General features: G+C 38.8%; 25 protein-coding genes and 6 tRNA genes. 10 read left to right on the top strand and 21 right to left on the bottom strand.

The window, feature by feature from the left end; genetic code table 11:
- Window positions 1-196 precede the first annotated feature (196 nt).
- From R2S10_RS09170 to R2S10_RS09160, 3 genes are all read right to left on the bottom strand, one after another.
- Window positions 197-1564: a Fic family protein gene (locus R2S10_RS09170; RefSeq protein WP_316840147.1), complete on the bottom strand. Its 1368-nt coding sequence runs from the start codon at window positions 1562-1564 to the stop codon at window positions 197-199.
- A gap of 216 nt (window positions 1565-1780) precedes the next feature.
- The gene (locus R2S10_RS09165) at window positions 1781-2122 is read right to left on the bottom strand and encodes a DUF1905 domain-containing protein (RefSeq protein ID WP_316840146.1); all 342 of its coding nucleotides are present in this window, start codon (window positions 2120-2122) and stop codon (window positions 1781-1783) included.
- Between the two features lie 41 nt (window positions 2123-2163).
- The gene (locus R2S10_RS09160; RefSeq protein ID WP_316840145.1) at window positions 2164-2577 is read right to left on the bottom strand and encodes a helix-turn-helix domain-containing protein; all 414 of its coding nucleotides are present in this window, start codon (window positions 2575-2577) and stop codon (window positions 2164-2166) included.
- A 95-nt stretch (window positions 2578-2672) separates the two neighbouring features.
- On the opposite strand from R2S10_RS09160, the gene R2S10_RS09155 reads away from it, so the two are divergent.
- The 4 genes from R2S10_RS09155 to R2S10_RS09140 all read left to right on the top strand — a co-directional run bounded on the left by R2S10_RS09155 (window position 2673) and on the right by R2S10_RS09140 (window position 6381).
- Complete coding sequence (locus R2S10_RS09155) at window positions 2673-3767, top strand: alkene reductase (protein ID WP_316840144.1); 1095 nt, start codon at window positions 2673-2675, stop codon at window positions 3765-3767.
- A gap of 102 nt (window positions 3768-3869) precedes the next feature.
- Entirely contained in the window at window positions 3870-4598 is a 729-nt protein-coding gene (locus R2S10_RS09150) for an SDR family oxidoreductase (protein WP_316840143.1), read from the top strand.
- A 12-nt stretch (window positions 4599-4610) separates the two neighbouring features.
- Window positions 4611-5378: an SDR family oxidoreductase gene (locus R2S10_RS09145; protein ID WP_316840142.1), complete on the top strand. Its 768-nt coding sequence runs from the start codon at window positions 4611-4613 to the stop codon at window positions 5376-5378.
- Between the two features lies 1 nt (window position 5379).
- On the top strand, window positions 5380-6381 hold the full coding sequence (locus R2S10_RS09140) for an NADP-dependent oxidoreductase (RefSeq protein WP_316840141.1): 1002 nt from the start codon (window positions 5380-5382) through the stop codon (window positions 6379-6381).
- 350 nt (window positions 6382-6731) lie between these two features.
- On the opposite strand, the gene idi is transcribed toward R2S10_RS09140, so the two are convergent.
- From idi to R2S10_RS09125, 3 genes are all read right to left on the bottom strand, one after another.
- Window positions 6732-7268: an isopentenyl-diphosphate Delta-isomerase gene (gene idi / locus R2S10_RS09135; protein WP_316840140.1), complete on the bottom strand. Its 537-nt coding sequence runs from the start codon at window positions 7266-7268 to the stop codon at window positions 6732-6734.
- 84 nt (window positions 7269-7352) lie between these two features.
- Complete coding sequence (locus R2S10_RS09130; protein ID WP_316840139.1) at window positions 7353-7823, bottom strand: DUF6265 family protein; 471 nt, start codon at window positions 7821-7823, stop codon at window positions 7353-7355.
- Window positions 7824-7881: 58 nt separating this feature from the next.
- Window positions 7882-8685, bottom strand: a complete 804-nt coding sequence (locus tag R2S10_RS09125; RefSeq protein ID WP_316840138.1) for a helix-turn-helix domain-containing protein — start codon at window positions 8683-8685, stop codon at window positions 7882-7884.
- Between the two features lie 233 nt (window positions 8686-8918).
- Here R2S10_RS09125 and R2S10_RS09120 point away from each other — a divergent pair, with 233 nt between their 5' ends.
- The 4 genes from R2S10_RS09120 to R2S10_RS09105 all read left to right on the top strand — a co-directional run bounded on the left by R2S10_RS09120 (window position 8919) and on the right by R2S10_RS09105 (window position 12577).
- Complete coding sequence (locus R2S10_RS09120; RefSeq protein ID WP_316840137.1) at window positions 8919-10655, top strand: HAMP domain-containing sensor histidine kinase; 1737 nt, start codon at window positions 8919-8921, stop codon at window positions 10653-10655.
- Window positions 10656-10734: 79 nt separating this feature from the next.
- Window positions 10735-11166, top strand: coding sequence for a DUF2147 domain-containing protein (locus R2S10_RS09115; protein ID WP_316840136.1), 432 nt, complete (start codon window positions 10735-10737; stop codon window positions 11164-11166).
- Between the two features lie 63 nt (window positions 11167-11229).
- A complete protein-coding gene (locus R2S10_RS09110; RefSeq protein ID WP_316840135.1) occupies window positions 11230-12189 on the top strand; it encodes a WD40/YVTN/BNR-like repeat-containing protein in 960 nt (319 codons plus the stop codon).
- Window positions 12190-12193: 4 nt separating this feature from the next.
- Window positions 12194-12577 (top strand): VOC family protein, encoded by a 384-nt coding sequence (locus R2S10_RS09105; RefSeq protein WP_316840134.1) that lies wholly within the window; start codon window positions 12194-12196, stop codon window positions 12575-12577.
- Between the two features lie 169 nt (window positions 12578-12746).
- On the opposite strand, the gene R2S10_RS09100 is transcribed toward R2S10_RS09105, so the two are convergent.
- The 9 genes from R2S10_RS09100 to R2S10_RS09060 form a co-directional block, all read right to left on the bottom strand.
- Window positions 12747-12817 (bottom strand) — tRNA-Cys (locus tag R2S10_RS09100).
- 91 nt (window positions 12818-12908) lie between these two features.
- Window positions 12909-13391: an Rrf2 family transcriptional regulator gene (locus R2S10_RS09095; RefSeq protein ID WP_316840133.1), complete on the bottom strand. Its 483-nt coding sequence runs from the start codon at window positions 13389-13391 to the stop codon at window positions 12909-12911.
- 22 nt (window positions 13392-13413) lie between these two features.
- On the bottom strand, window positions 13414-13728 hold the full coding sequence (locus tag R2S10_RS09090) for an iron-sulfur cluster assembly protein (RefSeq protein ID WP_316840132.1): 315 nt from the start codon (window positions 13726-13728) through the stop codon (window positions 13414-13416).
- Window positions 13729-13731: 3 nt separating this feature from the next.
- Window positions 13732-14175: a SufE family protein gene (locus tag R2S10_RS09085; protein ID WP_316840131.1), complete on the bottom strand. Its 444-nt coding sequence runs from the start codon at window positions 14173-14175 to the stop codon at window positions 13732-13734.
- Window positions 14175-15407: a cysteine desulfurase gene (locus R2S10_RS09080; protein WP_316840130.1), complete on the bottom strand. Its 1233-nt coding sequence runs from the start codon at window positions 15405-15407 to the stop codon at window positions 14175-14177. Before R2S10_RS09080 ends, R2S10_RS09085 begins: the two co-directional genes overlap by 1 nt.
- A gap of 1 nt (window position 15408) precedes the next feature.
- Window positions 15409-16719 carry a Fe-S cluster assembly protein SufD gene (gene sufD / locus R2S10_RS09075; RefSeq protein WP_316840129.1) on the bottom strand — a complete coding sequence of 437 codons (1311 nt, stop codon included), beginning with the start codon at window positions 16717-16719 and terminating at the stop codon, window positions 15409-15411.
- A 47-nt stretch (window positions 16720-16766) separates the two neighbouring features.
- Window positions 16767-17531, bottom strand: coding sequence for a Fe-S cluster assembly ATPase SufC (gene sufC / locus R2S10_RS09070; RefSeq protein WP_316840572.1), 765 nt, complete (start codon window positions 17529-17531; stop codon window positions 16767-16769).
- Window positions 17532-17559: 28 nt separating this feature from the next.
- Window positions 17560-19005 carry a Fe-S cluster assembly protein SufB gene (gene sufB, locus R2S10_RS09065; RefSeq protein WP_316840128.1) on the bottom strand — a complete coding sequence of 482 codons (1446 nt, stop codon included), beginning with the start codon at window positions 19003-19005 and terminating at the stop codon, window positions 17560-17562.
- Window positions 19006-19242: 237 nt separating this feature from the next.
- Entirely contained in the window at window positions 19243-20889 is a 1647-nt protein-coding gene (locus R2S10_RS09060) for a PNGase F N-terminal domain-containing protein (protein WP_316840127.1), read from the bottom strand.
- 115 nt (window positions 20890-21004) lie between these two features.
- On the opposite strand from R2S10_RS09060, the gene R2S10_RS09055 reads away from it, so the two are divergent.
- On the top strand, window positions 21005-22159 hold the full coding sequence (locus R2S10_RS09055; RefSeq protein WP_316840126.1) for a hypothetical protein: 1155 nt from the start codon (window positions 21005-21007) through the stop codon (window positions 22157-22159).
- Between the two features lie 42 nt (window positions 22160-22201).
- On the opposite strand, the gene R2S10_RS09050 is transcribed toward R2S10_RS09055, so the two are convergent.
- The 6 genes from R2S10_RS09050 to R2S10_RS09025 form a co-directional block, all read right to left on the bottom strand.
- Window positions 22202-22286, bottom strand: a tRNA-Leu gene (locus tag R2S10_RS09050).
- Between the two features lie 48 nt (window positions 22287-22334).
- Window positions 22335-22407 (bottom strand) — tRNA-Gly (locus tag R2S10_RS09045).
- A 484-nt stretch (window positions 22408-22891) separates the two neighbouring features.
- Window positions 22892-22964: transfer RNA gene (locus tag R2S10_RS09040), tRNA-Gly, on the bottom strand.
- 439 nt (window positions 22965-23403) lie between these two features.
- Window positions 23404-23488 (bottom strand) — tRNA-Leu (locus R2S10_RS09035).
- 50 nt (window positions 23489-23538) lie between these two features.
- A tRNA-Gly gene (locus R2S10_RS09030) sits at window positions 23539-23611 on the bottom strand.
- A 136-nt stretch (window positions 23612-23747) separates the two neighbouring features.
- Window positions 23748-24236 carry a regulatory protein RecX gene (locus tag R2S10_RS09025; RefSeq protein ID WP_316840125.1) on the bottom strand — a complete coding sequence of 163 codons (489 nt, stop codon included), beginning with the start codon at window positions 24234-24236 and terminating at the stop codon, window positions 23748-23750.
- A 191-nt stretch (window positions 24237-24427) separates the two neighbouring features.
- Here R2S10_RS09025 and R2S10_RS09020 point away from each other — a divergent pair, with 191 nt between their 5' ends.
- Window positions 24428-26887: a bifunctional UDP-N-acetylmuramoyl-tripeptide:D-alanyl-D-alanine ligase/alanine racemase gene (locus R2S10_RS09020; protein ID WP_316840124.1), complete on the top strand. Its 2460-nt coding sequence runs from the start codon at window positions 24428-24430 to the stop codon at window positions 26885-26887.
- Window positions 26888-26890 lie beyond the last annotated feature (3 nt).

The raw sequence follows: 26890 nt of genomic DNA, 5'->3' as shown, positions 1-26890 counted from the left end.
CGAGGATTATTGATATTGTCTTTATCATTAATGGTATCCACTCTTTTTTCATGCTTTATTATCTAATTATTATGGTATTTCATTTTACTAGGTTGAAACTAAGTCTCAAATTTATATAATTTCATACAATTTTATCTTACCTACCCTCAGCAAGATAAATTTTACACACTGTGTAGAAAGTTGAGATGGAGCGATATTATTGTTTCGATGAACTGTTGAATGCAGTTTTCCATTGTTTAAATTCGCTGGGCTTGATCCAATACCGGGCAAAGTTGCCCTCATGTAAAGACAGTAATTCGGTTTCCACTGCCTCTATGAATTGTGGACGTTCGATTTCAGGAATTTGAGTGGCAAAATTGGTGATACTTTCGGATGCCTGTTTGGAGTCCATTAACTGAGAGACGATGCGGGTGATCAAAGTGCGGATAGGCTCGCGAAATCTCAGGCGGAAGGGATCTGGTTCTCCCAAAGACTGCCGGAGTGCAGCATAGCGTGCAGCCGAACGTTCGTAGGCCCACAAGAATACATCCTTTAGCAAGTCAACACGATTCATTTCATATATGGCTAGTGTACCTTGTATATACAGATGATCTGGTACATCCACAAAAGAGAGTGGCGACAAGTTATGTTGGTTTAATGAAATGTTGGCAGCTAATCTTGATACGCGCTTGTTCACATCGTCAAAAGGCTGTAGATAGGGGAGTTGCACCATGATGAAAAAGGATTGTTCAAATGGGTTTTCTATTTGTCTTGCTTTTTGTAACATGAGGTCGAAGCTTTCTTCAATCAGTTGTGGTATACCCAGAGGCGTATATACTGATTTGGAGATGCCAACTCCAAAGGTACGCAGTCGACCAGGGGCCTCGGGATCAGGTAATAAGTTGTTGGCCAGTAACCCATGTAGGTTTTGAATGGTATAGCGGTTAAAACCGATTTCTATGGCTGATTGAACAATAAATTCAATGGCATCTTTATGATTTAGAATCATCTGGGCATCTAGAGCCGATTTGCTATCGTCTGCTTCTCCAAGAGAAATCAATCGTTCGGTATCAAGTAAGGTGTAGGTGTTGCCTTCCAACCTGCTGGAATTCCAGGATAGATCGATGAGCAAACGGTTCAGGATTTGTTGAGCATAAGTACCGGCAGGTTGATCTAACTTGGCTGTATTTCCAAATTCAGCGAGTAGCTGCATTTCTTCCTGACTTAGGTAACTGTCAATGTTGGGGCGATAGGATTCCAGGAATTCCCGTTGGTAGCCAACAGGTTTCCGTCTTTGGATAGGTTGGGCGAGGTCTGTTAGGAGCTGCTTGCTACTTGCTGTTAAAGGGATGAGATCAGTAAGTGAGACGCTTGTTGCCTGAGTTTCGGTTTGAGTGGGCAAGTGGTATCGTACAGCGCGAGCTTTACCTGTTACAATGATGTCGCCCTGTTTTTTAAGATTCAATAAGCGACGCTGTAAGCTGCGTTTTTCTATATTTAAATCTAGTGTTTTAATGATTTCATCAATGGATGCACCATCTGGATATCTCTTCAAGGCATCTAATATATGAGGGGCTGTTGTCATACTTTAGCTTTAATTAGTGTATTGCGACAAGAATCAACGTATTGCGACAAATATATGCATAGTCTGTCGCAATACTTACTATTGCGACAGACTATTTAAATTGTGACTACTTTACAAAAAAGATTTTATCCATGCCAACTTTTTTGTTCTATTATAATCTTGTCAAGGTATTAAGTGCCTTGACAAGACTTAATTTTTTAAAAAATCACCAGAGCTTTAAATGAATTTCTTCCACTCTAAATCCTCAATTATGGGTTCTATAAGCAATAAAAAGCGATTTAAATGTTCAAAATATTCCTGCTGATCGGTACATATCGGAAATAAGCATGCTATTGCTTTCCTGATCTCGGCATTAACTGACATATACATATCCAATCCTTTACGTGGTGCTAAATTCATGTTCTTAAATTCATAACCGTCTATTGTTCCAGAAACCTTGATGTATCCCCATTTACCCTTAATGTCTCTAGAATCTGGGATAACAATGTTATAGGTCCATGCGCCATGATTTGGAATATAATTTAGTGTCAGTTTTTTGTTTTTTAATAGTTTGATCATAACCTTTTATGTGTTAAAAACTAATGAGTTAAAGGAATTCTCTAGCTATTATTTAATAGTGCAACTGTTTGGTCCCTAATAAAACCTTCCTTATCTTTTTTAACTTCTTCTAGTATCGCTTTGCTATCTGCCGGAAGCTTAAAATATTTATCAGCCCATAAGTTAATTTCGATCATTAAAGGAAGCAGATCAACACCTTTTTGGGTTAGTTTATATAAGACCTTAGCTTTACTGTCCGGGTGGTCCTGTTTCGTAATTACCCCATTTGTTTCCAGCATCTGTAATCGGGAAGCCAATATATTGGTCGCTATTTTTTCATCCGATTTTAAGAAATCGCCATAAGTACACTGTTTAGAAAACATTAAATCCCTAACAATAAGCAGCGACCACTTGTCTCCCCAAATGTCTAGAGAGCTGCTGATAGGGCAATCAGACCTCTTTTTTAAATCATCCATAAAATAAACTATAAAATCACTTGCAAAATGAAAGTTGTTTGTATATTTGCACTTGCAAAACGCAAGCAAATTTACTAAAATAATTTATACGTGCAATGGAAACAGCATTAATCTTTGAACCATATAGCTTAAACGAGCTAAAATTAAACAATAGAACCGTCATGGCCCCAATGACAAGGAGCCGTTCCGCAAACCCTGGGAACTTAGCTACGGAGCTTACAGCGCTGTATTATAAACAACGTGCAAGTGCCGGACTAATCATTACCGAAGGAACTTTTATCAGCAAAGAGGCTGTTGGTGTAGTAAATGTACCAGGTATCTATAGTAAAGACCAGATACAGGGATGGAAACTGACTACAGATGCAGTACATCAACAAGGCGGAAAAATATTTGCCCAGCTTTGGCATACAGGAGCATATTCCCATCCTGATCTTCATGATGGAAAGAAACCATTAGCGCCTTCAGACGTAAATCCTGGGCAGCAGGTATTCACAGCGGAGGGTTTTAAACCATCTGAAGCCCCACAACCAATGACTGTTGAAGATATTAAAAGAACGGTAAATGATTTTAAGCAGGCTACTATCAATGCTTTCGAGGCTGGTTTCGACGGTGTTGAACTGCATGGTGCCAATGGTTACCTGCTGCAACAGTTCTTTAGTAAAAATACCAATCATAGGGAAGATGAATATGGCGGTTCTATCGAAAACCGTGCACGCATCTTGTTTGAAATTTTAGATGAATTGAAAGAAGTTGTCGATATCAGGCGTGTCGCAGTTCGTCTAAATCCATCGCTTAATGGAATTATGGGCATTTTAGTTGATGACGAAACGATCCCTTTATATGATTATATAGTGAACAAACTTAATGGTTATGGCCTGGCCTACATCCACTTGATAGAGCCATTTACAGATGTTTCTGCACTTTCAGATGCAATCCAAGAAGTTGCAAAGCACTTCCGTAAAATTTATAACGGCACCATCATTATCAATAGGGCGTTTACAAAGGAAACAGCCAATCAGGTACTAAAGGATGGAGATGCTGATTTGGTGTCTTTTGGCGTTCCATTCATTGCCAATCCAGATTTAGTAGAACGTTTCAAAACAGATGCAGCGCTAACCCAACCAGATCAAGCAACTTTTTATACCCCGGGCGAAAAAGGATACACCGATTATCCTAGTCTTAATCATTAAGAAATATTTGGGCGATCGGGTGGGCTCCGCTATATTCCCGATGAAAAATCGGGGGATGCCGCTGCAGTCCCTGTCGCAAACAACAATAAATAACAGAGCAAAATGAAAACTACAGGAAACACGATATTTATTAGCGGCGGGAGCGCCGGAATTGGCTTAGCTATCGCTAAAAAACTTAGTGCAGCAGGCAACAAGATCATCATTAACGGACGTAATGAAGAACGTTTGCAAAACGCCCTGAAACAATTGGATAATGCCATTGCAATTCAGGGCGATTTATCGGTCAAAGCTGATAGGTTGAAAATTGCAGAAGAATTAAAAAGTAAACATGCCGACGTAAATATCATCATTAATAATGCTGGGGCTGCTTTTATGAACGATTTAAGCGACAATAATAATAACGCAGCAGAAAAAGCTTACGAGGAAATTAATACCAATTATATTAGTGTAATTGATTTTACTGCGCTTACGTTGCCATTGCTTTTGCAACAAGAAGAAGCGGCAATTGTAAATGTTTCTTCGATCGCGGTATTCAGATCTAACAAATATTTGCCTACTTATTCTGCAAGCAAAGCAGCGCTACATAGCTACACCCAAGGGCTGAGAGATACCTTTTCAGAAAACAGAAACCTAAATGTGTATGAACTTTATCCGCCTTTGGTGAATACCGATTTTTCTGTCGAAATTGGTGGGGCAAATGGAATTCCAGCATCGGAAGTAGCGGATGAGTTATTTATAGCATTAGAGAAAAATCAATTTGAAGTTCCGGTTGGCGATACGAAGAAAATCCACGAACTGGTTATTCCAATAACAGAAAATGTTCCCCATTAATTAAGAAAGGCAATGAATTTAAAAGGGAAAAGTATCCTCATCACCGGCGGAGGATCGGGTATAGGACTTGAAGCTGCAAAACAGTTTCTGCAGATTGGTGCAAAAGTGATCATTACGGGCAGAAATCAGGATAAACTGGAGGCAGCCAAAAAAGCATATCCAAACCTGATTACCATACAAAGTGATGCTGGAAATGAAGATCACGCATATGCGCTTTTTGATAAGGTAAAACAACTTGGCGGTATCGATATACTCTATAACAATGCAGGCGTTGGTGTACCGCCAATAAACTTAGGCCTTTCAAATGATGCGCATTTGAAAGGAGCTGCGTATGAAATCCAGGTGAATTATCTTGGCGTTGTCCGTCTCAACAACCTTTTTATGGAGATGCTAAAATCAAGGGAGGAAAGTGCAATCATAAATACCACTTCAATTTTGAGTATTGTGCCTTCACTCATAGAGGCTACCTATTCGGCATCCAAAAGCGCGTTGGCTTTTTACACCAAATCCCTAAGAGAGCACTTAAAAATTCTGGGTGTCAAGGTAAAGGTTTTTGAACTGTTGCCACCTTTGGTTGACACGGATATGGTGGCCGATAGGAAAGATAAGAAAATTAGCCCCGAGCAACTGGTTAAGGAATTGATAAAAGGGCTTGAGCAGGATCGGTACACCATTCGGGTAGGTGATTCGAAGCTCATCTATTTCTTCAATCGCTTTTTCCCTAAATTAGCCTTTGGATTGATCAATCCGAAGAAAACAAATGCAACCTTAAAATCATAAGATGAAAGCATTCGCAATAAAAAAATACGATAAAAAGGGCGTTCTTGAACTTATTGATGTGCCTGCTCCGATCGTAAAAGAAGATGAAGTATTGGTAGAAATCCGAGCTTCTGGCCTTAATGTGCTTGATGCCAAGATAAAATCTGGCGAATTTAAAATGATACTGCCCTATAAAATGCCACTCATTTTGGGACATGACGTAGCTGGGGTAATTACTAAGGTAGGCACACAAGTGACACGCTTTAAGGTAGGCGATGAAATCTATGCCCGAGTTGCTGATTTTCACATTGGTACCTTTGCAGAGTATATTGCCATCAATGAGAAAGATATTGCACTTAAGCCAAAGAATATTACGATGGAAGAAGCTGCATCTATTCCTTTGGTTGCCCTCACCGCATGGCAAGCCCTCGTAGAAAAGGCCAATCTGAAAAAAGGACAGAAAGTATTTATTCAGGCGGGCTCGGGTGGGGTAGGTACAATTGCTATTCAGCTGGCTAAACATCTGGGGGCAACCGTGGCTACAACTGCAAGTGAAAAAAGCTTTGCAATGCTGAAGGAACTTGGAGCAGATGTACTGATTGATTACAAGAAGGAAGATTTTGAAAACGTACTGAAAGATTATGATCTTGTACTGAACAGCCAAGATACAAAGACACTTGAAAAATCATTACGGATCTTAAGACGTGGAGGGAAGGTGATTTCGATTTCTGGACCACCAACACCGGCTTTTGCCGAAGCAATTGGTGCCTCTTGGGTTGTTAAAACCGTCTTATCGCTTATTAGTTTTGGCATTAGAAAAAAAGCTAAAAAACTTGGTGCTGACTACTCTTTTTTATTTATGAGGGCAGATGGCAAACAATTGAGCGAAATCACTTCATTGATTGAAACAGGTGTGATCAGTCCCGTGCTTGACAAGGTGTTTCCATTTGAACAAACCAACGATGCTTTAGCTTATGTAGAAAGTGGCCGTACAAAAGGGAAGGTAGTGGTAAAAGTGAAATAAAAACAAACGTTGCTTAAACGGCGGTTTTGTCATGTTTATCCTAAAGTTTGCCCGCTTCTCCATGGCAAGAAGTATCCTTACTGGTCGGATAGTTCGGCAAAATTCTACAGTAGTTACTTTGATATTTGCCAAGTTTTTTGTTCTATTATAATCTGGTCAAGGTATCTTAATCGAAAATTACCTTGATTTTTGATGCCTGATCAAATGAATTTTTTTCTCTCCAAATCTTCAATTATTGGCTCAATAAGCAATAAAAAGAGATGCAAATCTTCAAAGTATCCCTGCTGATCGGTACTTTAGAGCAGGTTGATGTGTTTTTTAGGAAACCTTCAACCTGCTTTTTTTATGTCCTAATTGTAGTTTTTTCTGTATGCTTCCATTACTTGTTCAAAGCATATTTTTAACCATGCGGTATAGTCTTGATCCTGATGGTGTAAACTCTGCTCTAGCGCCTCCATCGTCATATATTTGAAATCAGCTACTTCTTGTGGATTGGGAATTGGCAACGTATCTGTACTTCCAAAATAAACATGGTCATATTCATTTTCAATCAATCCATTTTCAAGTTCTGCACGGTAAGAAAAGTTAAAAACAGGAATGAGTTCGGATTCCATTCCCATTTCTTCTTTTAACCTTCTGTGTGCAGCATCTATAGTCAGTTCGTCGGGTCTGGGATGACTACAGCAAGTATTTGTCCATTTTCCAGCAGAATGATATTTATCAAAAGCGCGTTGTTGTAGTAAAAGTTCTCCGGCACTATTAAAGATAAAAACGGAGAAGGCTCTATGAAGTTTGCCTTCAAGGTGTGCCTCCAGTTTTGGCATAGTTCCTATTGGGTTATCATTTTCATCAACCAGTATCACTTCTTCTTCTGTCGTCAAATTCATCCTTTCTTTTTCTCTAAGCTGTAATTTTATATACCTAAAAATGGGTAGGGGCAAAGGTCAACATTTTTCTGATGCTTTCCTTTTCTATTTGCCTTTAATGAAGTTATAATCCACACTTTGACCACCTCCGGAAATGACCGCTTTTAAGTTATTCCCTTTTCTCTTATAGCTGATCTTCTTTGGGAATTCGTTTTGAGGATTCTCACATACAAAACCATCAGTACTTAATGCAGTAAGCTTGAAATAAGTAGGTTGCTTTTCGCCAGTCACCCTCACCACATAATACAGGTCTTTTCCTTTTAATTCAAAGTCCATATCCTCTACGAACACAACTTCTTTTCCCTTAAGCGTAACTCCTTTTCCACTGAGTTTTGAACCGGAGGATTTTTCCCATTTTTCGTAGCCCGATTCTCCGGCTTTAGCATTGGTACGAACCCATTTGCCAGTTAACCATTCAAGTTTCTTGAGTTTTTCTGTGCTACTATTCTGACCGTATACGGTGTTTATGAATAAAAATGCCGACAGAATTAACAGTGTTTTTAGTTTGTTCATCATGTTTTTTATTTCGAAAATAAGGACATTTCAGTAAGCAGTATTGTACAAAACCGACTTGTTAATCTGTTTTGTTTAAAAAGAAATTGGCCATATTCTTCTCTTCAAAAAAATAAGCCGAAGGATCCTCCCCGGTAAAGGCTTTGAAGTTCCGGATAAAGTGAGATTGATCGTAATACCCGGATCTAAATACAATTTCAGACCAGGTACAGTGTTTGGATTTGAGGAGTAGAAATATGTAGTTAAAGCGTATAATTCGTGAATAGTATTTTGGAGAAAGGCCAACATATTTCTTGAATAAACGTTCCAGCTGTCGTTCGCCAACCTTGGCCACAGCGAGCATTTCAGCAACAGTAGCCATACCATTTGAGTTGAATATCAGGGATAGGGTATCTTTAATTGGATTTTCGGTAGCAGCAGTACTTTTGGAAATAAAATAATCATCCAAAACTTGTTTCAATATCTTTTCATCCTTAAAAGGGAGTATTTTTTCTTTAAGGCTAGCCAGTTCAGTATTAGGGAAGGTGTCCAAATCAACAATTTTATCCAGATACTGGTTCATGTTTAGAGAAAATAGCTGGGTAAGTGCTGCCGGCTTTAACTTAATCGCAACAGATGCAGTTGGCCCGGTATTTTCCAGGTAAAAATAACTGCTGATTTGGCCGGCCAGTAAATTTGGCGTTTGCAAGCACCAACCATCTTTGTTTTTTGATTTATATACACTCCCATAGTTGAAAATAAGCTCTGTGAAACCATCAGGAATAATTTTTTCTATACTTGGGCTTGCTTCATCGGATTGCATGGTCCAGTAGCATTCTATAAATTCATTTAAATCAGGATGTGGTTCAATTCTACTGAAATTCATTATGCAAAATAGGAAATATCTTCCTGGAAATATTGGCTGATGTAGGATCAAGGACAGAAAGCTTTAGACCTAAATTTTAAATGCCTGAAAGCTTTTATAGATTGGAAATTCGTTTTTCCTATTTATGATGTTTTGTATACGGTTGATTTACTGATCTTTCTTCCGTTATACTGGATAAATAATGATAAATTTGCAGTCCATTATTTTTTTTGAAGCAATTTTTAAAATCCTATATGCTCGTTAACAAAACAGGTGAAACCTCTAATAATCTCCGTAAACTTTTCATTTTATTTCTTGCCTTCACTTTTTTAATCGCTGCAGGTTCTTTGTTGCTGAGGCATTCCATCTTTAAAAAACTGGATACGCTGGCGGAACAATTGAGGGGGCATGCACAGAACCAGGAGATCAGTAATATCTTGCTGGACTTAAATGGCGCTGAGAGTGATTTTCAGCAGGCTATTCTATATGGGGAGAGTCAGAAGCTGGAAGATTATAAAACTAAACTTACCCGTACATTTAATCAGATCGAAGTGATACTGAAAAAATATGATCTGGACAGTACAAGAATGTTATCCGCGAATAAAGCACAATTGGGGAAAGCATTTGATGATAAATTGATGATTTCTAATGAGATTTTTAGTCTCAAACATAACTTCGATTCTCTACTAAGGATTACAAATATTCAAAGTATCGGTGGACAGCCATCAAAAGATGTTATTGAGAAGTATAAGTTTAACACTACTATTAAAAGAAGTACTGGAAAGGCAGACACTTCGGTTCGGGTTATCAAACCTGAGCAAAAGAAAAAAGGACTATTTAAACGTCTTCAAGACGCAATTGAGAATAAACAGGAAAATGCACAGTCGGTTAAGGTAGTTACTGTAAATCGGGAAAAGCAAATCCGTGATTCTGTAAATAGGTCGGTACTGAGAAAACAAAGCCATTCTCAGGGTGATATTCTAAGGAAATTAAATGAAGAAAATGGACGGTTGGCGAAATCCAATCAGCAGCTGATTTCTGCCAATTTAAGTCTGGTTATTCAATTGCATCAATTGGTTCAGGAACTAAAAGATATTCATTTGAATGATTGGGAAAAAGCCAGAACAGAAATGCTCAACCAATACCAATCCGCTACGAATGACATGAATAGTTTTACAGGAGTGGCAGTTTTAATGATCCTTATTTTTATCATTTTACTGATCATTTATATCCGTAAAGCAGGAAAATCAGAAGATAATTATATCCGTGAGAATGAACGTGCAGTAGCATTGGCCGAACAGAAATCGGAAATGCTGGCCATCATGAGTCATGAGATTAGAAACCCGCTAACTACCATAACTGGCCTGATTTACCTTTTAAATCGTAGCCCTTTGAATGATGATCAGAAAAAGAAACTGAACTCTATCAATTTATCTTCCAGTATGCTGATGGATACCATCAATGATATTTTGGATGTGAGCAAAATTGATCACCAAAAAGAAACTGCATTGAAAATTGTTTCTTTTCAGCCTTGCGTGGAGATTAAAGAAACGGTTGCTGCCATGACTTTTATTGCAGAAAGAAAACAAATCTCTTTATCAGCGGAATTTACCGGGGAAGAAGAAGCGATGGTTAATGGAGATCCTTTTAGATTAAAACAAATCATGATCAATCTCCTCAACAACGCTGTAAAGTATACGGATCAGGGTGGGGTAGTGGTAAAAGTCAATTTGAATACTGTTGATGGAAATACAATATTGTTGAATGTGAGCATCATAGATACGGGGATTGGTATTCCTAAGGATCAACAAGGAAAACTTTTTACCAGATATTATCAAGCAAATCGATCTGCAGGAAAACCTGGTACGGGATTAGGGCTGTATATCTGTAAGCAGTTGATCGAACTTCAAAATGGACACATCAGCGTGGAAAGCGATGCAGGAAAAGGTTGTCATTTTAAATTCGATATCCCTTATCAAAAACCAGAATAAGAAACAAAGCGCTAATTTTGTTGTTCCTTCTTAATCTAGGGGCTATTTAGTAACTTTAGGTACATTTAAAATATGAAATATGAGATACATTTCGTTGTTACTTCTATTCACCGTAATTTCTTTATCCGGATTTTCTCAAACTAGCGATGCTATAGTGGGACAATGGGTTAATTCTTCAGGTGAAGCGCACATTGATATTTTTAAAAAAGGAGACCGCTTCTTTGGTAAAATCGTTTGGTTAAAAGAACCTAAAGATGAGAAGGGGGATCCAAAGCTGGATGTGAAGAATCCTGCTGATAATTTAAAAAGGAGACCAGTATTAGGCCTTGAAATGCTAAAAGACTTTGTTTATGAGAATGGTAAATGGGTAGATGGTACGATTTACGATCCAAAAGTAGGAAAGACTTACAGCTGTAATATGAGCCTTAAGAGTAATGGACAATTGAATGTGAGAGGATATATTGGTTTCTCTCTGATAGGTAGGACGGATGTTTGGAAAAGATTTAAATAGATGAGAGGACTTATTTTTTGTTTATTATTTTTTCCTTTATACTCATTTTCACAAACCTACGATTTGATTCCGCTTATATCAGGGGAAAATACGAGTCTGCGTGGAATGAGTGTAGTTTCTGATCAGGTAGCCTGGGTAAGTGGTAGTAATGGCCATATTGGTAAAACTATTGACGCCGGGAAAACCTGGGAATGGATCAAACCTGAAGGTCGTGAAAAACTAGATTTCAGAGACATTGAAGCCTTTGATGCTGATAAAGCAATTGTCGTAAATGCAGGTTCCCCTGCTTATATTTTGCAAACTACTGATGGCGGGAAGACCTGGACTGAGCGTTATAAAAATCTGGACTCAGCTATATTTTTAGATGGAATGGGATTCTGGAATGACCAGCGTGGTATTGTTTTTGGTGATCCGATTAATAGTAAAATGCAATTGCTAAGAACGATTGATGCTGGAGTTACCTGGAATGATATTTCAGAAAATCTTCAAGCTAAAATGGGTATTGGTGAGGCGGCTTTTGCAGCCAGCGGAACTACCATTAAAACGATGGGCAATGGAAAAGTATGGATTGCTACCGGAGGAAAGGTGTCAAATATCTACTATTCCAGTAATTTTGGATCTACCTGGCAAGTTTTTGAATGTCCGATTCTTCAGGGCGAAAGCAGTACTGGCCCCTTTTCTATGGATTTTTATGATGAAGATCATGGAGTGATCGTGGGTGGTAATTACCTGAAAGATAAAGAAAATGAAAACAATGTTTTATTGACCAGTAATGGTGGTAAAACTTGGGTCAAACCAGCTAAACCAGTGGATGGCTATCGTTCTGGTGTCGTTTATATCACTGAAAAAACCTTGGTTGCTACAGGCAGCTCAGGAACAGATGTTTCTTCTGATGGTGGAAAAAACTGGTATAATATTTCAGAGGTTAGCATGAATGTGATTCAAAAGTCAAAAGCAGGTGATTTAATCCTACTTGCAGGTAGTAAAGGACAGATTTATCAGCTCACCATAACTTCAAAATAATTCCATGTTAAGTAAAGTACACCATATTGCAATTATTTGCAGCGATTATAATGTTTCTAAACGTTTTTATACAGATGTATTGGGTTTAACCATCATCAGGGAAGTATATCGGGCAGAAAGAGATTCTTACAAGCTTGACCTTGCGTTGAATGGAGTGTATGTAATAGAACTTTTCTCTTTTCCTAACCCACCTGAACGTCCTTCCAGACCAGAATCTGTAGGTTTAAGGCACCTTGCTTTTCAAGTGGAGGATTTAGAACATGTAATAGAGGTATTGAAAGAAAAAGGAGTAAACTCAGAGCCGATTAGGGTGGATGAATTTACCGATAAGCGTTTTACCTTTATCGCTGATCCTGATTTACTGCCCATAGAGTTCTATGAGAAATAATTTTTTTTACGCCTCATACAATAATCAGATGATTTAGTCGTCTTATATATGAGAGCGTTAATTTAGATGACGGGGATGTGGCTGGAAGCTATATCCCCGTTTCTTTTTGCCCAATATTTTTCAAATGAATTTATTGAAAAAAAGCCTGTCCGAAGACAAGCTTTTAATGACGTCATGGGCGGATTCGAACCGCCGTAAAAGGTTTTGCAGACCCACACCTAACCACTCGGCCACATGACTATAAAGTAGTTGTTGTGACAACAGGAGCAAATATATATAAAGTATACTAAATTAGTAGTCTTTATTTTAAAATACTTTAGAATGCCTTATCTTAGGCTTTTAAGGAGGGTTTTGTGGCAGGAATGGTTAAAATTAATTTTAATATATCAGTAGAGGCTTGCTCCTGACTGATTAAATCTTGTAAACTTACCTTGTCCAGGAGCTGGTCTACCGTCAGTTGTATCATTTGCCATAAGGACCTGATGGAACAGTCTACAGAATTCGTGCATAATTTTTCAGAGCCGGGATAATCTTCACAAAACTTTTTACTGAACAATGCCCCTCCAAGGATTTTCAATACCTGATTGATGTTAATTTGACTGGCAGGCATAGCCAGCAGGTAACCACCTTTATTTCCTGGAGTACTTTGCAGGTAGCCTGCGATTCGTAACAGTCGACTTAGCTTACTCACATAGGCAATAGACAAGCCTTCCACTTCGCTTAGTGCCTGGATAGTAATGCCTTCTTCCTGATCAGATCGTGCTACGCGAAGGAGTATTCGCAAACCATATTCTTCTTGTGCCGTAATTTTCATATTGATTTCTTTGGATGCAGATTTACATCATTCCCAATTCAAATCTAGCGGTTTCTGACATCATATCTCTGTTCCATGGTGGATTCCAGGTTACGATAACAGCTACTTCATTCACACCTTCAATTTTTTTTACCTTTTCTTCTACTTCCAGCGGGATGCTTTGTGCAGCAGGGCAACCCGGTGCCGTAAGGGTCATCACAATTTGAACGTTGTTGAACGGAGGCATGATCTCTGTTTCATAGATTAAGCCAAGTTCATAAATACTGACTGGTATTTCCGGATCATAAATCGTCTGTAAACAGTCTATGATTTTTTGTTTCAATTCGTCTTTGTCCATGGTCTATTTCTTTTCAAGTTCTTCAATAGTTTGATAAGCCAATGCATAATTTTTCATTTGCTTGATCATTGCCAATAGTCCGTTTGATCTGGTTTGTGCCAGGTGGCTAAACATGCCTATTTCTTTAATAAATTCTAATTTTGTCTCCAGAATGGCTTTAGGCGGCTGTCCGGACAAGACTTTAATCAGCATACTAACCAGGCCTTTTACAATCATGGCATCACTATCAGCCTTAAAAAACACTTTTCCATCCTCATAAGTAGCAATTAACCATACACTGGATTGACAACCTTTTATTTTATGATCTGTAGTTTTAAAAGCATCCGCTAATGGAGGCAATTGTTTTCCTAAGTCAATGAGGTATTCATATTTGTCTTCCCAGTTTTGAAACATGGAGAAATCTGAAACTATTTCTTTTTCTATCTCGGCAATACTCTTTTGATTCATCAGGATAACATTTTAATGGACTTATAAATCCCTTCAACAAGGATGTCAATTTCTTCTTTGGTATTGTATAGCGCAAAAGAGGCCCTAATCGTACCAGGAATTCCAAATCGTTTCATGAGTGGTTGGGTGCAATGATGGCCTGTTCTCAGGGCAATACCAAGATGATCGAGTAAGACCCCGACGTCATGAGGATGGATATTTTTGAGGATAAAGGAAACGAGACTTACCTTTTCTGTTGCTTTTCCAATGATCTTTAAACCAGGGATATCTTCCAACTGTCTGGTTGCATAATCGAGTAACTCATTTTCATGTTTTCTGATTTGTTCTTTTCCTATGCTTTTAATGAAGTCTAAAGCTGATTTTAAGGCAATCGTATCTGCGATATTTGGGGTCCCTGCTTCATATTTATAAGGAAGATCGTTATAGGTGGTCAGCTCAAAGCTAACTTCCCTAATCATTTCTCCTCCGCCCTGAAAAACAGGCATGGCTTCCAGGAGTTCCTTTTTACCATAAAGGACGCCAACTCCTGTGGGCGCATATAATTTATGCCCTGAAAACGCAAAAAAATCGCAATCTAAATCCTGTACATCTATGTCGAGGTGAACAGCCGATTGCGCAGCATCTACCAATACTTTTGCTCCAAACTGATGCGCCATCGAAATCATTTCCTTAACAGGATTTACGGTTCCCAGCGCATTAGATACCTGCACGATAGCTACAAGTTTGGTTTTTTTATTGAGCAGGCGCTGATAGTCATCCATGGAAAGCGTACCATCATCCAATACCGGAATCACCTTTAAAATGGCATTCTTCTCCTGACAAAGGATTTGCCAGGGGACAATATTGGAATGGTGTTCCATTTCAGAAATCAGAATTTCATCACCAGCTTTGATATTTTGTCGGCCCCAGGAATAGGCTACCAGGTTGATTCCTTCCGTAGTTCCCCGGGTAAAAATGATCTCTTCTACCATTGCTGCCGAGATGAACTCCTGAACGGCATGGCGACTGGCTTCATAAGCCAATGTAGCTTCTTCTGCCAGTGTATGTATTCCGCGGTGGATGTTGGCGTTATAGCGACTGTAATAGTCGCTTAAAGCATCAATCACGCATTGCGGTTTTTGAGAAGTTGCGGCATTGTCAAAATAGATCAGATTCTTTTCATTCACCTTTCTGCTCAGAATAGGGAATTGTTTTCTGATGTCGAGTACTTCAAAGGGCTCCGGTGCTTTCATTTTAGGAATTGGTTAGCTGAGCTATAATTAACTGTTCAACATGATTACGTAAGGAAGGTAGTTTAATCTGATCCAGAATATCCGATGCAAAAGCCTGTAATAATAAAGATTCTGCAGTTTTAAAAGGAATTCCCCTTGCTCTTAAATAGAACATGGCTTCTTCATCCAATTGTCCTACGGTACAGCCATGAGAACATTTTACATCATCAGCAAAGATCTCCAGCTGTGGTTTTGCATTAATGCTGGCACGTTCAGATAAAATAATGTTCTTGCTGGACTGGTAGGCATTTGTCTTTTGTGCATTGGGTTGCACGATGATTCTTCCACTGAAAACTCCCGTTGCAGTATCGTCCGCAATTCCCTTGTAGAGTTGGTTGCTGAAGCAGTTTGGTTGCTTATTGTCGATCAATGTATGGTGGTCTATATGACTGTTTCCTTTCAAAAGAGAAAGGCCATATAAATGTGTTTCATTTCCAGGGGCATCTAAGATCAGGTTCAGGTTATTGCGAACCACAGCACCATTAAGGGAAATGGTTAAGGTTTGTACATAGCTTTTGCCAATTTGGTGGATCTGGGTACTGCTTACCTGCGCCGCATTTGAACCATCATTTTGAATTTTATAATAGGCTAGGAATGCATTTTCCTGCAATACAATTTCTATCACCTCATTATTAAAGCTCTCCATACTGCCTACTGTAGTATAGGTTTCTATAAGTTGTACATTCGTGTTTTCTGCTAAATATACCAGGCTGCGGGGCTGAGAAATGATGTTTTCTGTATTTGCATCCGTAACATGATGAAGATACAATGGAATCTCCAACTGTTGCCCTTTTGGAATGTAAATGAAAATGCCATCCTTTATGAATGCTGTATTTAGCGCATGAAGGCCATCTTTAAGGTATTTACTACTGCTACCCAAATGCGCGTCTACGATCTTTTGATACGGCCCTTTTGCTGCGACTGCTAAAGGCAAAATGATCAATTCATTTTCAGAAGAGATGATCTTTGATAAATGAGGCATAAACCTTCCATTTATAAAGTAAAGTTCATTGGATTCGTTCTGTCCGGGTAGGTTCAGTGCCTGTAGACTGGAAGGGCTAAACCCGTCATTTAAATTCTCTTTTGAAAACTGATAATTCTTGTCAAATAAGCTGCTGATATTGGTGTATTTCCATTCTTCCAGCTTATAATTTGGTAATCCTGATTCATTAAAAGTGTCAAAAGCCGTTTTGCTAAGCTCATTGATTGGGCCAGGGGAATCCGTAGCTACTAATGCTTCAAATTGATCTTTAAAATAAGCGATGTTAGTCATTATCTTTTCTTTTTTGAGGAGGAATCGATTGTGTGTAAAAAGCGCGTCTATTCTTTTGCGGCTAAATCAGTTTCATCGGTAATGAAATCATATCCTTTTTCTTCCAACTCGAGGGCAAGGTCTTTATTACCGGATTTAACGATACGGCCATTATAGAGTACATGCACATGATCTGGCTGGATATAATCCAATAACCGTTGGTAGTGAGTAATCAATAAGATGGCACGATTCTCATTTCTCAATTTGTTGATCCCATTGGCCACAATACGAAGTGCGTCAATGTCAAGTCCGGAATCTGTTTCATCAAGGATGGCAAGTTTCGGCTCTAACATGGCCATCTGAAAAATTTCATTACGTTTCTTTTCGCCGCCAGAAAATCCCTCATTGATTGAACGGCTGAGTAAGGATTGGTCAATTTCTACTAAGGCCATTTTTTCCTTCATGATCTTCAAAAAAGCGAGTGCATCCAGTGGTTCCTGACCATGGTATTTGCGTTTCTCATTGACCGCTGCTTTAATAAAATTGGTGGTGCTGACTCCCGGGATTTCAACTGGATATTGAAATGCCAGAAATAAACCTTCCCTTGCACGGTCTTCAATCGATAAATCCAATAGGTTTTTATTTAGAAAGGTAACCGTACCTTCAGTAACTTCATATTCTTCTCTTCCTGCAAGTACTGAGGCCAGCGTACTTTTTCCAGAGCCATTGGGTCCCATGATGGCATGCACTTCTCCCGCCTTGATGTCCAGGTTTATCCCTCTCAGGATCTCTTTGCCGTCAATATTTGCGTGTATGTTTTTTATAGATAACATCATATTTGAAAATTTTGAGGATTAAAAATTAGCCTACACTGCCTTCCATACTGATGGCAAGTAGTTTTTGTGCTTCTATTGCGAACTCCATAGGTAGTTGATTCATCACTTCTTTGGCAAAGCCATTTACGATCAGCGCTACTGCAGCCTCAGCATCAATCCCCCTTTGTCTACAATAGAAAAGCTGGTCTTCCCCGATTTTAGACGTAGTGGCCTCATGTTCCACAATGGCAGTTTTGTTTTTTACTTCTATATATGGAAAAGTATGTGCGCCACATTTATCACCCAAAAGGAGGGAGTCGCATTGCGAATAGTTCCGGGCATTAAGGGCTCCTTTAGCTGCACGAACCAGACCACGGTAACTGTTCTGACTTTGTCCGGCAGAAATGCCTTTTGCAACAATCCTACTTCTCGTATTTTTTCCAAGATGTATCATTTTCGTCCCCGTATCGGCTTGCTGGTGATGGTTGGTGAAAGCCACAGAATAAAATTCCCCGATAGAATGGTCCCCTTTGAGAATTACACTAGGGTATTTCCAGGTGATGGCTGAACCGGTTTCTACCTGTGTCCAGGAGATCTTTGAATAGTCCCCCTGACAAATGCCACGCTTGGTGACGAAGTTGTAGATCCCGCCATTTCCTTCCTTATCGCCAGGGTACCAGTTTTGAACGGTAGAGTATTTGATCTCGGCCTTTTCCATCGCAATAAGCTCCACTACTGCTGCGTGTAACTGGTTTTCATCTCTCATTGGTGCGGTACATCCTTCCAGATAGCTGACGTAACTTCCTTCTTCAGCAATGATCAATGTTCTTTCAAACTGACCGGAGTTTTCGGCATTGATTCTAAAATAAGTAGACAATTCCATCGGACAGCGGACACCTTTAGGGATATAACAGAAAGATCCATCAGTAAAAACAGCTGCATTTAATGCCGCAAAGTAATTGTCGGTCATCGGTACTACCGAACCCATGTATTTCTTTACCAATTCGGGATGCTTTTGGATGGCTTCAGTGATAGAACAAAAAATGACCCCAATTTCAGACAATTGTTCTTTAAAAGAGGTCGCAATGGATACACTATCCATCACCACATCAACGGCTACTCCTGTTAGTCTCTTTTGCTCATTTAGGGAGATGCCCAGTTTTTCAAAAGTACGCAGGAGTTCAGGGTCAACTTCATCGAGGCTGTTGAGCTGTTCTTTTTGTTTAGGCGCAGCATAATAAATTATGTCCTGATAATTAATAGGAGGGTGTTTGATATTAGCCCAGGTAGGCTCTACTAACTTTAACCAATAGGCATAGGCTTTGAGTCGCCAGGCAAGCATCCATTCAGGTTCGTTCTTTTTTTTAGAAATGAGTTCGATAATCCCCTCATTTAATCCCTTCGGGATTGTATCTGTATCTATGTTTGTAACAAAGCCGTACTTGTAGTCATTTAGCGCGGATTGCTCCAACATATCCAAATCTTCATTCATGATATCGGTCTTTAATGTATTGATCACAATAACTGTACCTTATAAAGATAGGGCTAAACTATTGTTTGTACAAAAAAGTATAAACAGCTAAATGTAAGATTTTAAGAGGTTTGACTCTTGGTTTGGAAGTTTGAGGCGAATTGCGATATAATAGCAATGCCCTCATAATTGTCTGAATTATGAGGGCATTGCAAAAAGGTTTATTTTACCTTAAAAAGCTGCTTCTTTGAATGAATATTATTCCTGATCACCAATTAACACACCAGATACATTCCAGGAGCTGAAGCTGGTCCCTTCAGGTTTTCCAAGAGGTATGGCAACCTGGAGCTTATGTTTACCTGGTGTAAGGTTCTCTAAAGGAATTTCTACCGGGAGCGTAAGTGTTCCTGGGCACCAGTTTGAGCGACTTAAATCTGAGGAAGATAGCCCATTTCCGAAATTACCGGAAGAAGGATTGCTAAAACGGTAGGTTGCACAATCTTCTCTCCATGGAATAAAGTGATAAACTCTTTTTCCATCTACAAAAATCTCGTTCATTTTTGGAACGAATTCATCTCCTTTACCCCAGCCACCATGACCGGTAGTCAGGTACCTTAACCTTAGGTTTTTTACGCCTTGAGGGACATCAATGGTTACAGTCAGGGAATCTTTGTCGAACATAGTTCCGTACTCTTGTCCCGCCATTTCCATTAAGTTGGTGCTATTAAACACTGGCATAATGAAAGATTTCTTTTCTATCTCTTTTTCACCCTCATATCCAGGGTAGTAGTTTAAATTCAAACTTACATTATGTCCACCTTTATCATAGTTACCTATAAATACACCAATCCATACTTCGCCTTGCAACCTCGGTGAAAGTACGGTAATGTCTTGTTTGTAAATTGTAGAATCTGCCCAGTTGTATCCTTTTATTTTTGCCTGTTCATTGAAGTGCTTCACCCCAAATGAAGTGAAAAAACGCATCAATTCTAAAGGAGGTAGGTAATTATCTGTAGCTATTACTCCCTGGTATTTTTTGCCATTGTGGGCATTGTAAACTGGTAAGGCCTGTAATCCGTTTTGTAATGCATTAAGGAAAGAGACTGATTTGTCTACAGGGATCATGAATACAGATCCAGTTCTGTCGTAAGCATCCCCATTAGAGTTTTGAATCAATTCTGCAAATACAGATTGTCCAGGTCTTGCTGTTGGAAGTTTTACTTTTTTCAAGATCACTGTACCACCAGAAAAATGATATGTTACATTGGCCTGATCGGCTGCCGGGTTTTCAATTTTATTTCCAAAACTGATCTTTTCTTTATTGAATATGTTGATGGTTTGATAGCGACTTTCAATGATCTGACGTTGATAAGCGGCTTCATCAAGAATGTTACCCCATTGTTTTGGCCAGGCTAACTCTTCAGCTTTTACCTTACGGTAATCAATCTTTTTCGCATAGGTTTCTGTGTTGCCATTGCGAATGGTTTTTAAAATCAAACCTATGCCAGGAGTAATGCTAAGGTCTGGTGTTCCTTTAATTTTCAGGTCGTTGGTGTACCAGATTTCAATGGTATTAGAGCGGATAAATACCTTAGCTTTTTTACATGGGATTCCCATTATTGTATCTACACCCGCAATAAGTTCTGCATTTGCATATTCAGAAAATGGTTTTTTTAGGGTATAGGTGTTTCCATTGCTATTCAGTACCTGATAGGTAACAGCCTCCGCAAATTGAAGGAATTGTTCTTGTTTTGCCTGGCGATCCTGACCGGCAATCCTTGCCTGGGCTCCTTTAATAAAAAGCTTTTTCTCTCCGCCAACTTCTTTGCCGTTGCTGCGGGAACCATAAGTGATCACCGCTTCGGTAGCGGAAGTGTTTTTTTGTGCAATTGAGGCAGTACTCATAAAGAGCATTGCTATACAAAATAAATGGGTTCTCATAGGTGATAAAGCTAAGAATTATTATAATTAGAATATTTTTATATTCTTATTTTACCTTTATTTTAAACAGATTGCCAAGATGAAGATCGTAGTCAAATCCATTCTTTTTATTATCCTTTTTTCTCTGGTGACTGAAGCCAGAGCGCAGTTCCAGATAAATGTTAGTGTGGATACGGTACATAACACATTGAACAAGAAAATAATTAGGGTACTTGAGGATTATTTTAAGGTGGCACGAACAGATTCTCTTGCTCGAAAGTTCTGGGTTGATGAGGAGGTTCGTACACTAAAAGGCTTCGATTTACTGAAGGACATTTATAGCTATACCACATCAAAAGATTGTATGATTTTAGGAATAGCCAAGGAAAGAGAAGACGTCTTCAGAATAAAGTTGATGAATGAAAGTATAGGGACGGATGGAAAAAAGACCGTTTATTTTATTTGTAACTATATCTTTTACAAGAAAGGAGATACATTCCGCATCGGAAACGTTTTGTTTTGGCAACTAAAGGCTGATCAATACCAACAATTAGCGTCCAAAAATATTACTTATCATTTCCCCAGGAATACTCACCTGCCAGCTCAGAATGTGAAATTAGCCAATCGCTTGTTGGACAATTTACAGACTTTTATAGGCAAGAAGCTGGATAAGAAGATTGATTTTTATTCGGCAAACAATTGTGTTGATCTTTATAGATTAAGGGGATTTGATTACTATCCAGGAACGATGTCATCAATTACTGAGAATAATTGTGGGTACACAGATGATCGAAATTACCTGATGTATGGAGATAACTCCGGTTATCAAAAACATGAGCTTTTGAGATCTATTCTATTCCTTTGTCCAGATGGTGCTGGCGTGCTAAAGGATGGCCTGGTAAACCTCTGCGGTGGAAGCCTGGGAAAACCTACGACCTACCACATCAAGAAACTCTTACCTTATTTAAGAGATAAACCAGAGGTTTTTAAGAATATCGAGGATTTCTACTTTTTTGACGAGGAGACAGTTCCCTCTTTCGTTTTCAATGCAGTATTGGTTAACTATATCCTGAAGAAAGAAGGACCAGAAAAACTGAAGTCTTTATTGAAAGATAGTTCACTGAAATACACAACACTATCCGAATTGTTAGAACGACTTTATAATATAAAAGATCTCTCTAGTTTTTTCTTAAGCGAAATGGCTAGATATGAAGATGGTGATCGGAAGCTGGAATACCAGACTTTGCTTGACTAAAGTGCAAAAAAAAGCCTCTTTACGGGCTGTAAAGAGGCGATGTACTCAGAGCGGGAATCGAACCCGCACGACTTTTAAGGTCACAGGATTTTAAGTCCTGCGTGTCTACCAGTTCCACCATCTGAGCAGGTGTTAAACCTTTTAATATAAATATCTTCTATCTGGAAGATATTAGAGCGAAAGACGAGATTCGAACTCGCGACCCCGACCTTGGCAAGGTCGTGCTCTACCAACTGAGCTACTTTCGCGTTGATGACGATACGAAGATAGGTATTGTTTTGACTTTTTTATACTCCGTTCTGAAGATTTCACCGAATGTGCTGGATTTCAAGTAGAAAAAAATCATTTATTTTTTCTTAGCCATCATTTTTGGTTAGAAATGGCTGTTTTTAATCTTTAAATGAGCTTTTGATGAGCCTTAATCAGGTCGTTTATTTCTGAAAAACACGGTCTGTTCTAGAAAATCAGATATAATTTCATCATTTTCTACTGTAATTTGAGCAATAAAGGACTAGAAAGATGAAACCCTGCTAGGATATTTTATAGACTGTATTCGATCGTTGAAGTATCGGATCTATTTTAAACTAGATTGCTGTTTAAATTTTGTATTCGAATTTTGTTTTAGGAGGAAACGATAGATGAGTAGGGAATAGATTCCGTAAGTTATTTAGCTGCTGCCCTGTGATGAATTTTGCTGTAAAATAGAAAAGCCTTCCGATTGGAAGGCTTTTGAGCGAAAGACGAGATTCGAACTCGCGACCCCGACCTTGGCAAGGTCGTGCTCTACCAACTGAGCTACTTTCGCTGTTAACGTGCCACGAAGATAGGGATAGTTTTCAGTTTTCTGCAATCTCTTTTTAGAATTTAGTTGAATGGGCTGAATTTCAAGGAGAAAAATTTCAATCCTCCTGTTTTCTGCCGTACTAAATGTGATCAGCTAAAGAGATAGACCTATTAATGCCAATGGAAGGGTTGGTCTGTAGGTGTTTTATATAAAAGATGATTATCGAAATGATGTGCGATTGCTTTAGTTATTGGTATTCTGATGTCGAGCGGTTTTTTAGAGGGGGCAATATCCTTTTATGTCAGCAGTACGCGTTATGCTAATTTAGTTATTTCCAGGTAGCTTGCTGTGCTGAGTGTTGGATTTAAAACTTAAGGGGAGGGGTCGAGAGGCTGCTTAACTTGTATTTGAGATTTATAGGGCATAAAAAAGCCTCTTTACGGGCTGTAAAGAGGCAATGTACTCAGAGCGGGAATCGAACCCGCACGACTTTTAAGGTCACAGGATTTTAAGTCCTGCGTGTCTACCAGTTCCACCATCTGAGCAGGTGTTAAACCTTTTAAATTAAATCCCTTCATAAAATGAAGTTATTTAGAGCGAAAGACGAGATTCGAACTCGCGACCCCGACCTTGGCAAGGTCGTGCTCTACCAACTGAGCTACTTTCGCATTGTTTTATTTTAACATCATCCGATGTTGCCAAGTTCTTAAAGTGTATTTCGTAATACCCTTTGTTTCGTTTGGGAATGCAAATATAGGGACTTTTATTTATCTGTCAAGTTTTTTTTATAAATAATTTCGATGTTTAGTATAAGTCGTTGTCTTTCAATACTTCAATCACTAAATTATTTTCAAAACCCTTTGTCATAAGGTAGGTGATCAGCTTATTCCTTCTTTTATAAGGATCAGTTTCTTTGATTAAATTCGACTTTTTCTCTGCAGAAACTAAAATCGCTTTTAAATAATCATCGTAATCTATCGTATTTAAAGCTTTCAAAATCATTTTTTCCGGAACCTTCTTTAATTTAAGTGCCTGCTTAATCTTGATTTTACCCCATTTCTTGATATTAAACTTCCCGGAAACATAAGCCTGAGCGAATCTTTCTTCATTTAAATAGTTGGTGCCGATCAACTCAGAAATGTTTTCTTCCACCTCATCAGGCCTCAATCCCCACTCATAAAGTTTATTCCTGACCTCCTGTTGTGCGCGTTCCTGATAAGCGCAGTAATGCTCAGCTTTAAATAAAGCTGTTTTCTGATCGTATTTTACGGGTTTTTTCTCTGAATTTTCCAATATTACAATATTACACAATCGATACTTACAGAATTTCAAATCCTTTGTTCATAACGCAATATTGACGTTTTTAATACAAATAGCATTTAGCATAGGAAGCGGTCATTCGTATAACAGAACTGGAGGGCTGATTAATCAAAAAAATGGAGGTTTAGGAGTGTTATCCATACAAATCTTTTAATTTTGAAGCCATGAGCAACATTACCTATACCATCGACCATTTTGCGGAGATTCTTCATGCAAAAGCTTTTATTCCTCAACCGGAATTGATCGTTACCAGATTGGTGATTGATAGTAGAACGGTGATTGATCCTGAAAGTTCTATGTTTTTTGCTTTGAAGGCGAAGCGTGATGGTCATGAGTATTTGAAAGAGGCTTATGCAAATGGAATCAGAAGTTTTGTCATCAGTGATGAACAGTACTTTGGAATTTTTCCTGATGCAAATATGCTATTGGTTGAAAATGTAAGTCAGGCTTTGCAAACCCTGGCTATTGATCATCGGAATCAATACGATTTAAAAGTATTGGCGATTACTGGTAGTAATGGGAAAACGGTGGTCAAAGAATGGCTTTATCAGCTTCTTGCTGCCGATTATAACATCGTACGTAGTCCTAAAAGTTTCAACTCTCAGATCGGTGTGCCATTGTCAGTATGGAATATCCAGGAGGAACATACGCTTGGGGTTTTCGAAGCTGGGATCTCTAAAGAAAATGAAATGGAAGCGCTGCAACGCATTGTTCAACCCACAATAGGGATTCTAACCAATATAGGAGAAGCACATGCAGAAGGTTTTTCCTCTCCAAAAGCAAAGCTGCTGGAAAAATTAAAGCTCTTTAAGGATACAGAAGTTTTCATTTATTCTCCTGAATATACCAGTGGAATAGCAACTAAAGATCTACCAGGACAAACAAAATTTTCCTGGAGCTTAATCCAAAAAGCAGACCTGCAGATCTCTTTTATAGAACCTATAGAAGACAAAACCTATATCAGGGCTATATATAAAGGTACGGAAATAGAATGCCTGATTCCTTTCAGCGACAGGGCTTCTGTAGAAAATGGCATTATTTGTTGGGCTACGTTGCTTTCCTTAGGATATTCAGCGGAAGTAGCAGATGCGCGCCTTGAGAAATTAAATAAAGTAGGGATGAGATTGGAGTTGAAGAATGGCATCAACCAATGTTCTGTAATTGACGACTCTTATGTTGCTGATATCCCTTCTCTGGCCATTGCTCTAGATTTTTTAAACCTGCAAAATCAACACCCGAAAAAAACACTGATCCTTTCCGATTTACAGGAAACAGGCAAAAAAGAAAGCCTGCTTTATGCAGAAATTGCAGACCTATTGAAGCAGAAAAACCTGCAACGATTAATTGGTATTGGGCCCAATATCTCCTCTATGGCCTCTTTGTTTGATTTAGAAGCCTCATTTTACGAAAGTACACAAGACTTTATAGATCAATTTCCGGCCATACATTTTTACAATGAAACGATTTTGGTAAAAGGAGCCAGGAAATTTGAATTTGAACGGATTAGTAAGATGATCGCTCAAAAAGTTCATGATACTGTCTTGGAAATTGACCTCAATGCGCTCGCCGGAAACCTGCAATTCTATCGCAATAAGCTGAAACCAGGCGTGAAAATTATGGCAATGGTAAAAGCATTCTCTTATGGAAGTGGGAGTTTTGAAATCGCTAATGTCTTACAATACCATAAAGTAGATTACCTGGCGGTAGCCTATACAGATGAAGGTGTAGCTTTGAGAAAAGGAGGGATTACCTTACCAATTATGGTGATGAGCCCGGAGCCTTCTGCCTTTGATGCGATCCTGAAATACAAACTGGAACCTGAAATCTATAACCTGGATATTCTGAATAGCTTCCTTAAGTTTCTTCCAGCGGAGGTATATGATTATCCGGTTCACCTTAAAATAGATACCGGGATGCATAGGTTAGGTTTCGAAGAATCCGAGTTGGAGGAGTTATTATCTACCATTCAAAGTAGTAAAAAGGTCAAAGTAGTTTCTGCTTTTTCTCATTTGGTGGGCAGTGATGAGGTTCATCATGATGAATTTACCCAGCATCAAATTCAGCGATTTAAATCATTTGCACAAAAAATAGCCGATGGACTCGGATATTCTTTTATCTGGCACATTTCAAATACTTCCGGAATTTCCCGTCATCCGGAAGCACAGCTGGATATGGTACGTCTGGGGATTGGTCTATACGGACATGATGGCGGATTGAATCATAATAAAGGATTACAAACTGTTGCCGTACTTAAAACGACCATTACACAAGTCAAAGAGATTAAAGCAAATGAAACTGTTGGTTACGGTCGACAAGGTCTTCTACCTAATGGAGGGACCATTGCTACCGTTAAAATCGGTTATGCAGACGGTTATACCAGAAGGTTTGGGAATGGGGTAGGCAAGATGTTAGTGAATGGCCAATTGGTACCAACCGTTGGAGTAATTTGTATGGATATGTGCATGTTGGATGTAACCGGATTAGAGGTTAAAACAGGGGATGAAGTGATCTTATTCAATGGAAAACTTACCATTGCCATGCTCGCTGAACAAATTGGAACCATTCCCTATGAGATTTTAACGAATATTTCACAAAGGGTGAAACGGATTTATTTTTATGAGTAGTTT

It is taken from the genome of Pedobacter gandavensis (assembly GCF_032678745.1).
Taxonomy (GTDB): Bacteria; Bacteroidota; Bacteroidia; order Sphingobacteriales; family Sphingobacteriaceae; genus Pedobacter; species Pedobacter gandavensis_C.
The sequence above is the reverse complement of the archived record's forward strand: the minus strand, read 5'-3'. Positions and strand labels throughout refer to the sequence as shown.

What these genes read in the sequence shown, in the direction of transcription:
- R2S10_RS09055 (WP_316840126.1), top strand. Translation starts at nt 21,005, where the DNA reads ATGAAGATCGTAGTCAAATCCATTCTTTTTATTATCCTTTTTTCTCTG.
- R2S10_RS09155 (WP_316840144.1), top strand. Translation starts at nt 2,673, where the DNA reads ATGGAAACAGCATTAATCTTTGAACCATATAGCTTAAACGAGCTAAAA.
- sufD (WP_316840129.1), bottom strand. Translation starts at nt 16,719, where the DNA reads ATGACTAACATCGCTTATTTTAAAGATCAATTTGAAGCATTAGTAGCT.
- R2S10_RS09170 (WP_316840147.1), bottom strand. Translation starts at nt 1,564, where the DNA reads ATGACAACAGCCCCTCATATATTAGATGCCTTGAAGAGATATCCAGAT.
- R2S10_RS09130 (WP_316840139.1), bottom strand. Translation starts at nt 7,823, where the DNA reads ATGATGAACAAACTAAAAACACTGTTAATTCTGTCGGCATTTTTATTC.
- R2S10_RS09080 (WP_316840130.1), bottom strand. Translation starts at nt 15,407, where the DNA reads ATGAAAGCACCGGAGCCCTTTGAAGTACTCGACATCAGAAAACAATTC.
- R2S10_RS09160 (WP_316840145.1), bottom strand. Translation starts at nt 2,577, where the DNA reads ATGGATGATTTAAAAAAGAGGTCTGATTGCCCTATCAGCAGCTCTCTA.
- R2S10_RS09165 (WP_316840146.1), bottom strand. Translation starts at nt 2,122, where the DNA reads ATGATCAAACTATTAAAAAACAAAAAACTGACACTAAATTATATTCCA.
- R2S10_RS09140 (WP_316840141.1), top strand. Translation starts at nt 5,380, where the DNA reads ATGAAAGCATTCGCAATAAAAAAATACGATAAAAAGGGCGTTCTTGAA.
- R2S10_RS09115 (WP_316840136.1), top strand. Translation starts at nt 10,735, where the DNA reads ATGAGATACATTTCGTTGTTACTTCTATTCACCGTAATTTCTTTATCC.
- R2S10_RS09085 (WP_316840131.1), bottom strand. Translation starts at nt 14,175, where the DNA reads ATGAATCAAAAGAGTATTGCCGAGATAGAAAAAGAAATAGTTTCAGAT.
- R2S10_RS09105 (WP_316840134.1), top strand. Translation starts at nt 12,194, where the DNA reads ATGTTAAGTAAAGTACACCATATTGCAATTATTTGCAGCGATTATAAT.
- R2S10_RS09095 (WP_316840133.1), bottom strand. Translation starts at nt 13,391, where the DNA reads ATGAAAATTACGGCACAAGAAGAATATGGTTTGCGAATACTCCTTCGC.
- R2S10_RS09020 (WP_316840124.1), top strand. Translation starts at nt 24,428, where the DNA reads ATGAGCAACATTACCTATACCATCGACCATTTTGCGGAGATTCTTCAT.
- sufC (WP_316840572.1), bottom strand. Translation starts at nt 17,531, where the DNA reads ATGTTATCTATAAAAAACATACACGCAAATATTGACGGCAAAGAGATC.
- R2S10_RS09125 (WP_316840138.1), bottom strand. Translation starts at nt 8,685, where the DNA reads ATGAATTTCAGTAGAATTGAACCACATCCTGATTTAAATGAATTTATA.
- idi (WP_316840140.1), bottom strand. Translation starts at nt 7,268, where the DNA reads ATGAATTTGACGACAGAAGAAGAAGTGATACTGGTTGATGAAAATGAT.
- R2S10_RS09060 (WP_316840127.1), bottom strand. Translation starts at nt 20,889, where the DNA reads ATGAGTACTGCCTCAATTGCACAAAAAAACACTTCCGCTACCGAAGCG.
- R2S10_RS09090 (WP_316840132.1), bottom strand. Translation starts at nt 13,728, where the DNA reads ATGGACAAAGACGAATTGAAACAAAAAATCATAGACTGTTTACAGACG.
- R2S10_RS09150 (WP_316840143.1), top strand. Translation starts at nt 3,870, where the DNA reads ATGAAAACTACAGGAAACACGATATTTATTAGCGGCGGGAGCGCCGGA.
- R2S10_RS09145 (WP_316840142.1), top strand. Translation starts at nt 4,611, where the DNA reads ATGAATTTAAAAGGGAAAAGTATCCTCATCACCGGCGGAGGATCGGGT.
- sufB (WP_316840128.1), bottom strand. Translation starts at nt 19,005, where the DNA reads ATGAATGAAGATTTGGATATGTTGGAGCAATCCGCGCTAAATGACTAC.
- R2S10_RS09120 (WP_316840137.1), top strand. Translation starts at nt 8,919, where the DNA reads ATGCTCGTTAACAAAACAGGTGAAACCTCTAATAATCTCCGTAAACTT.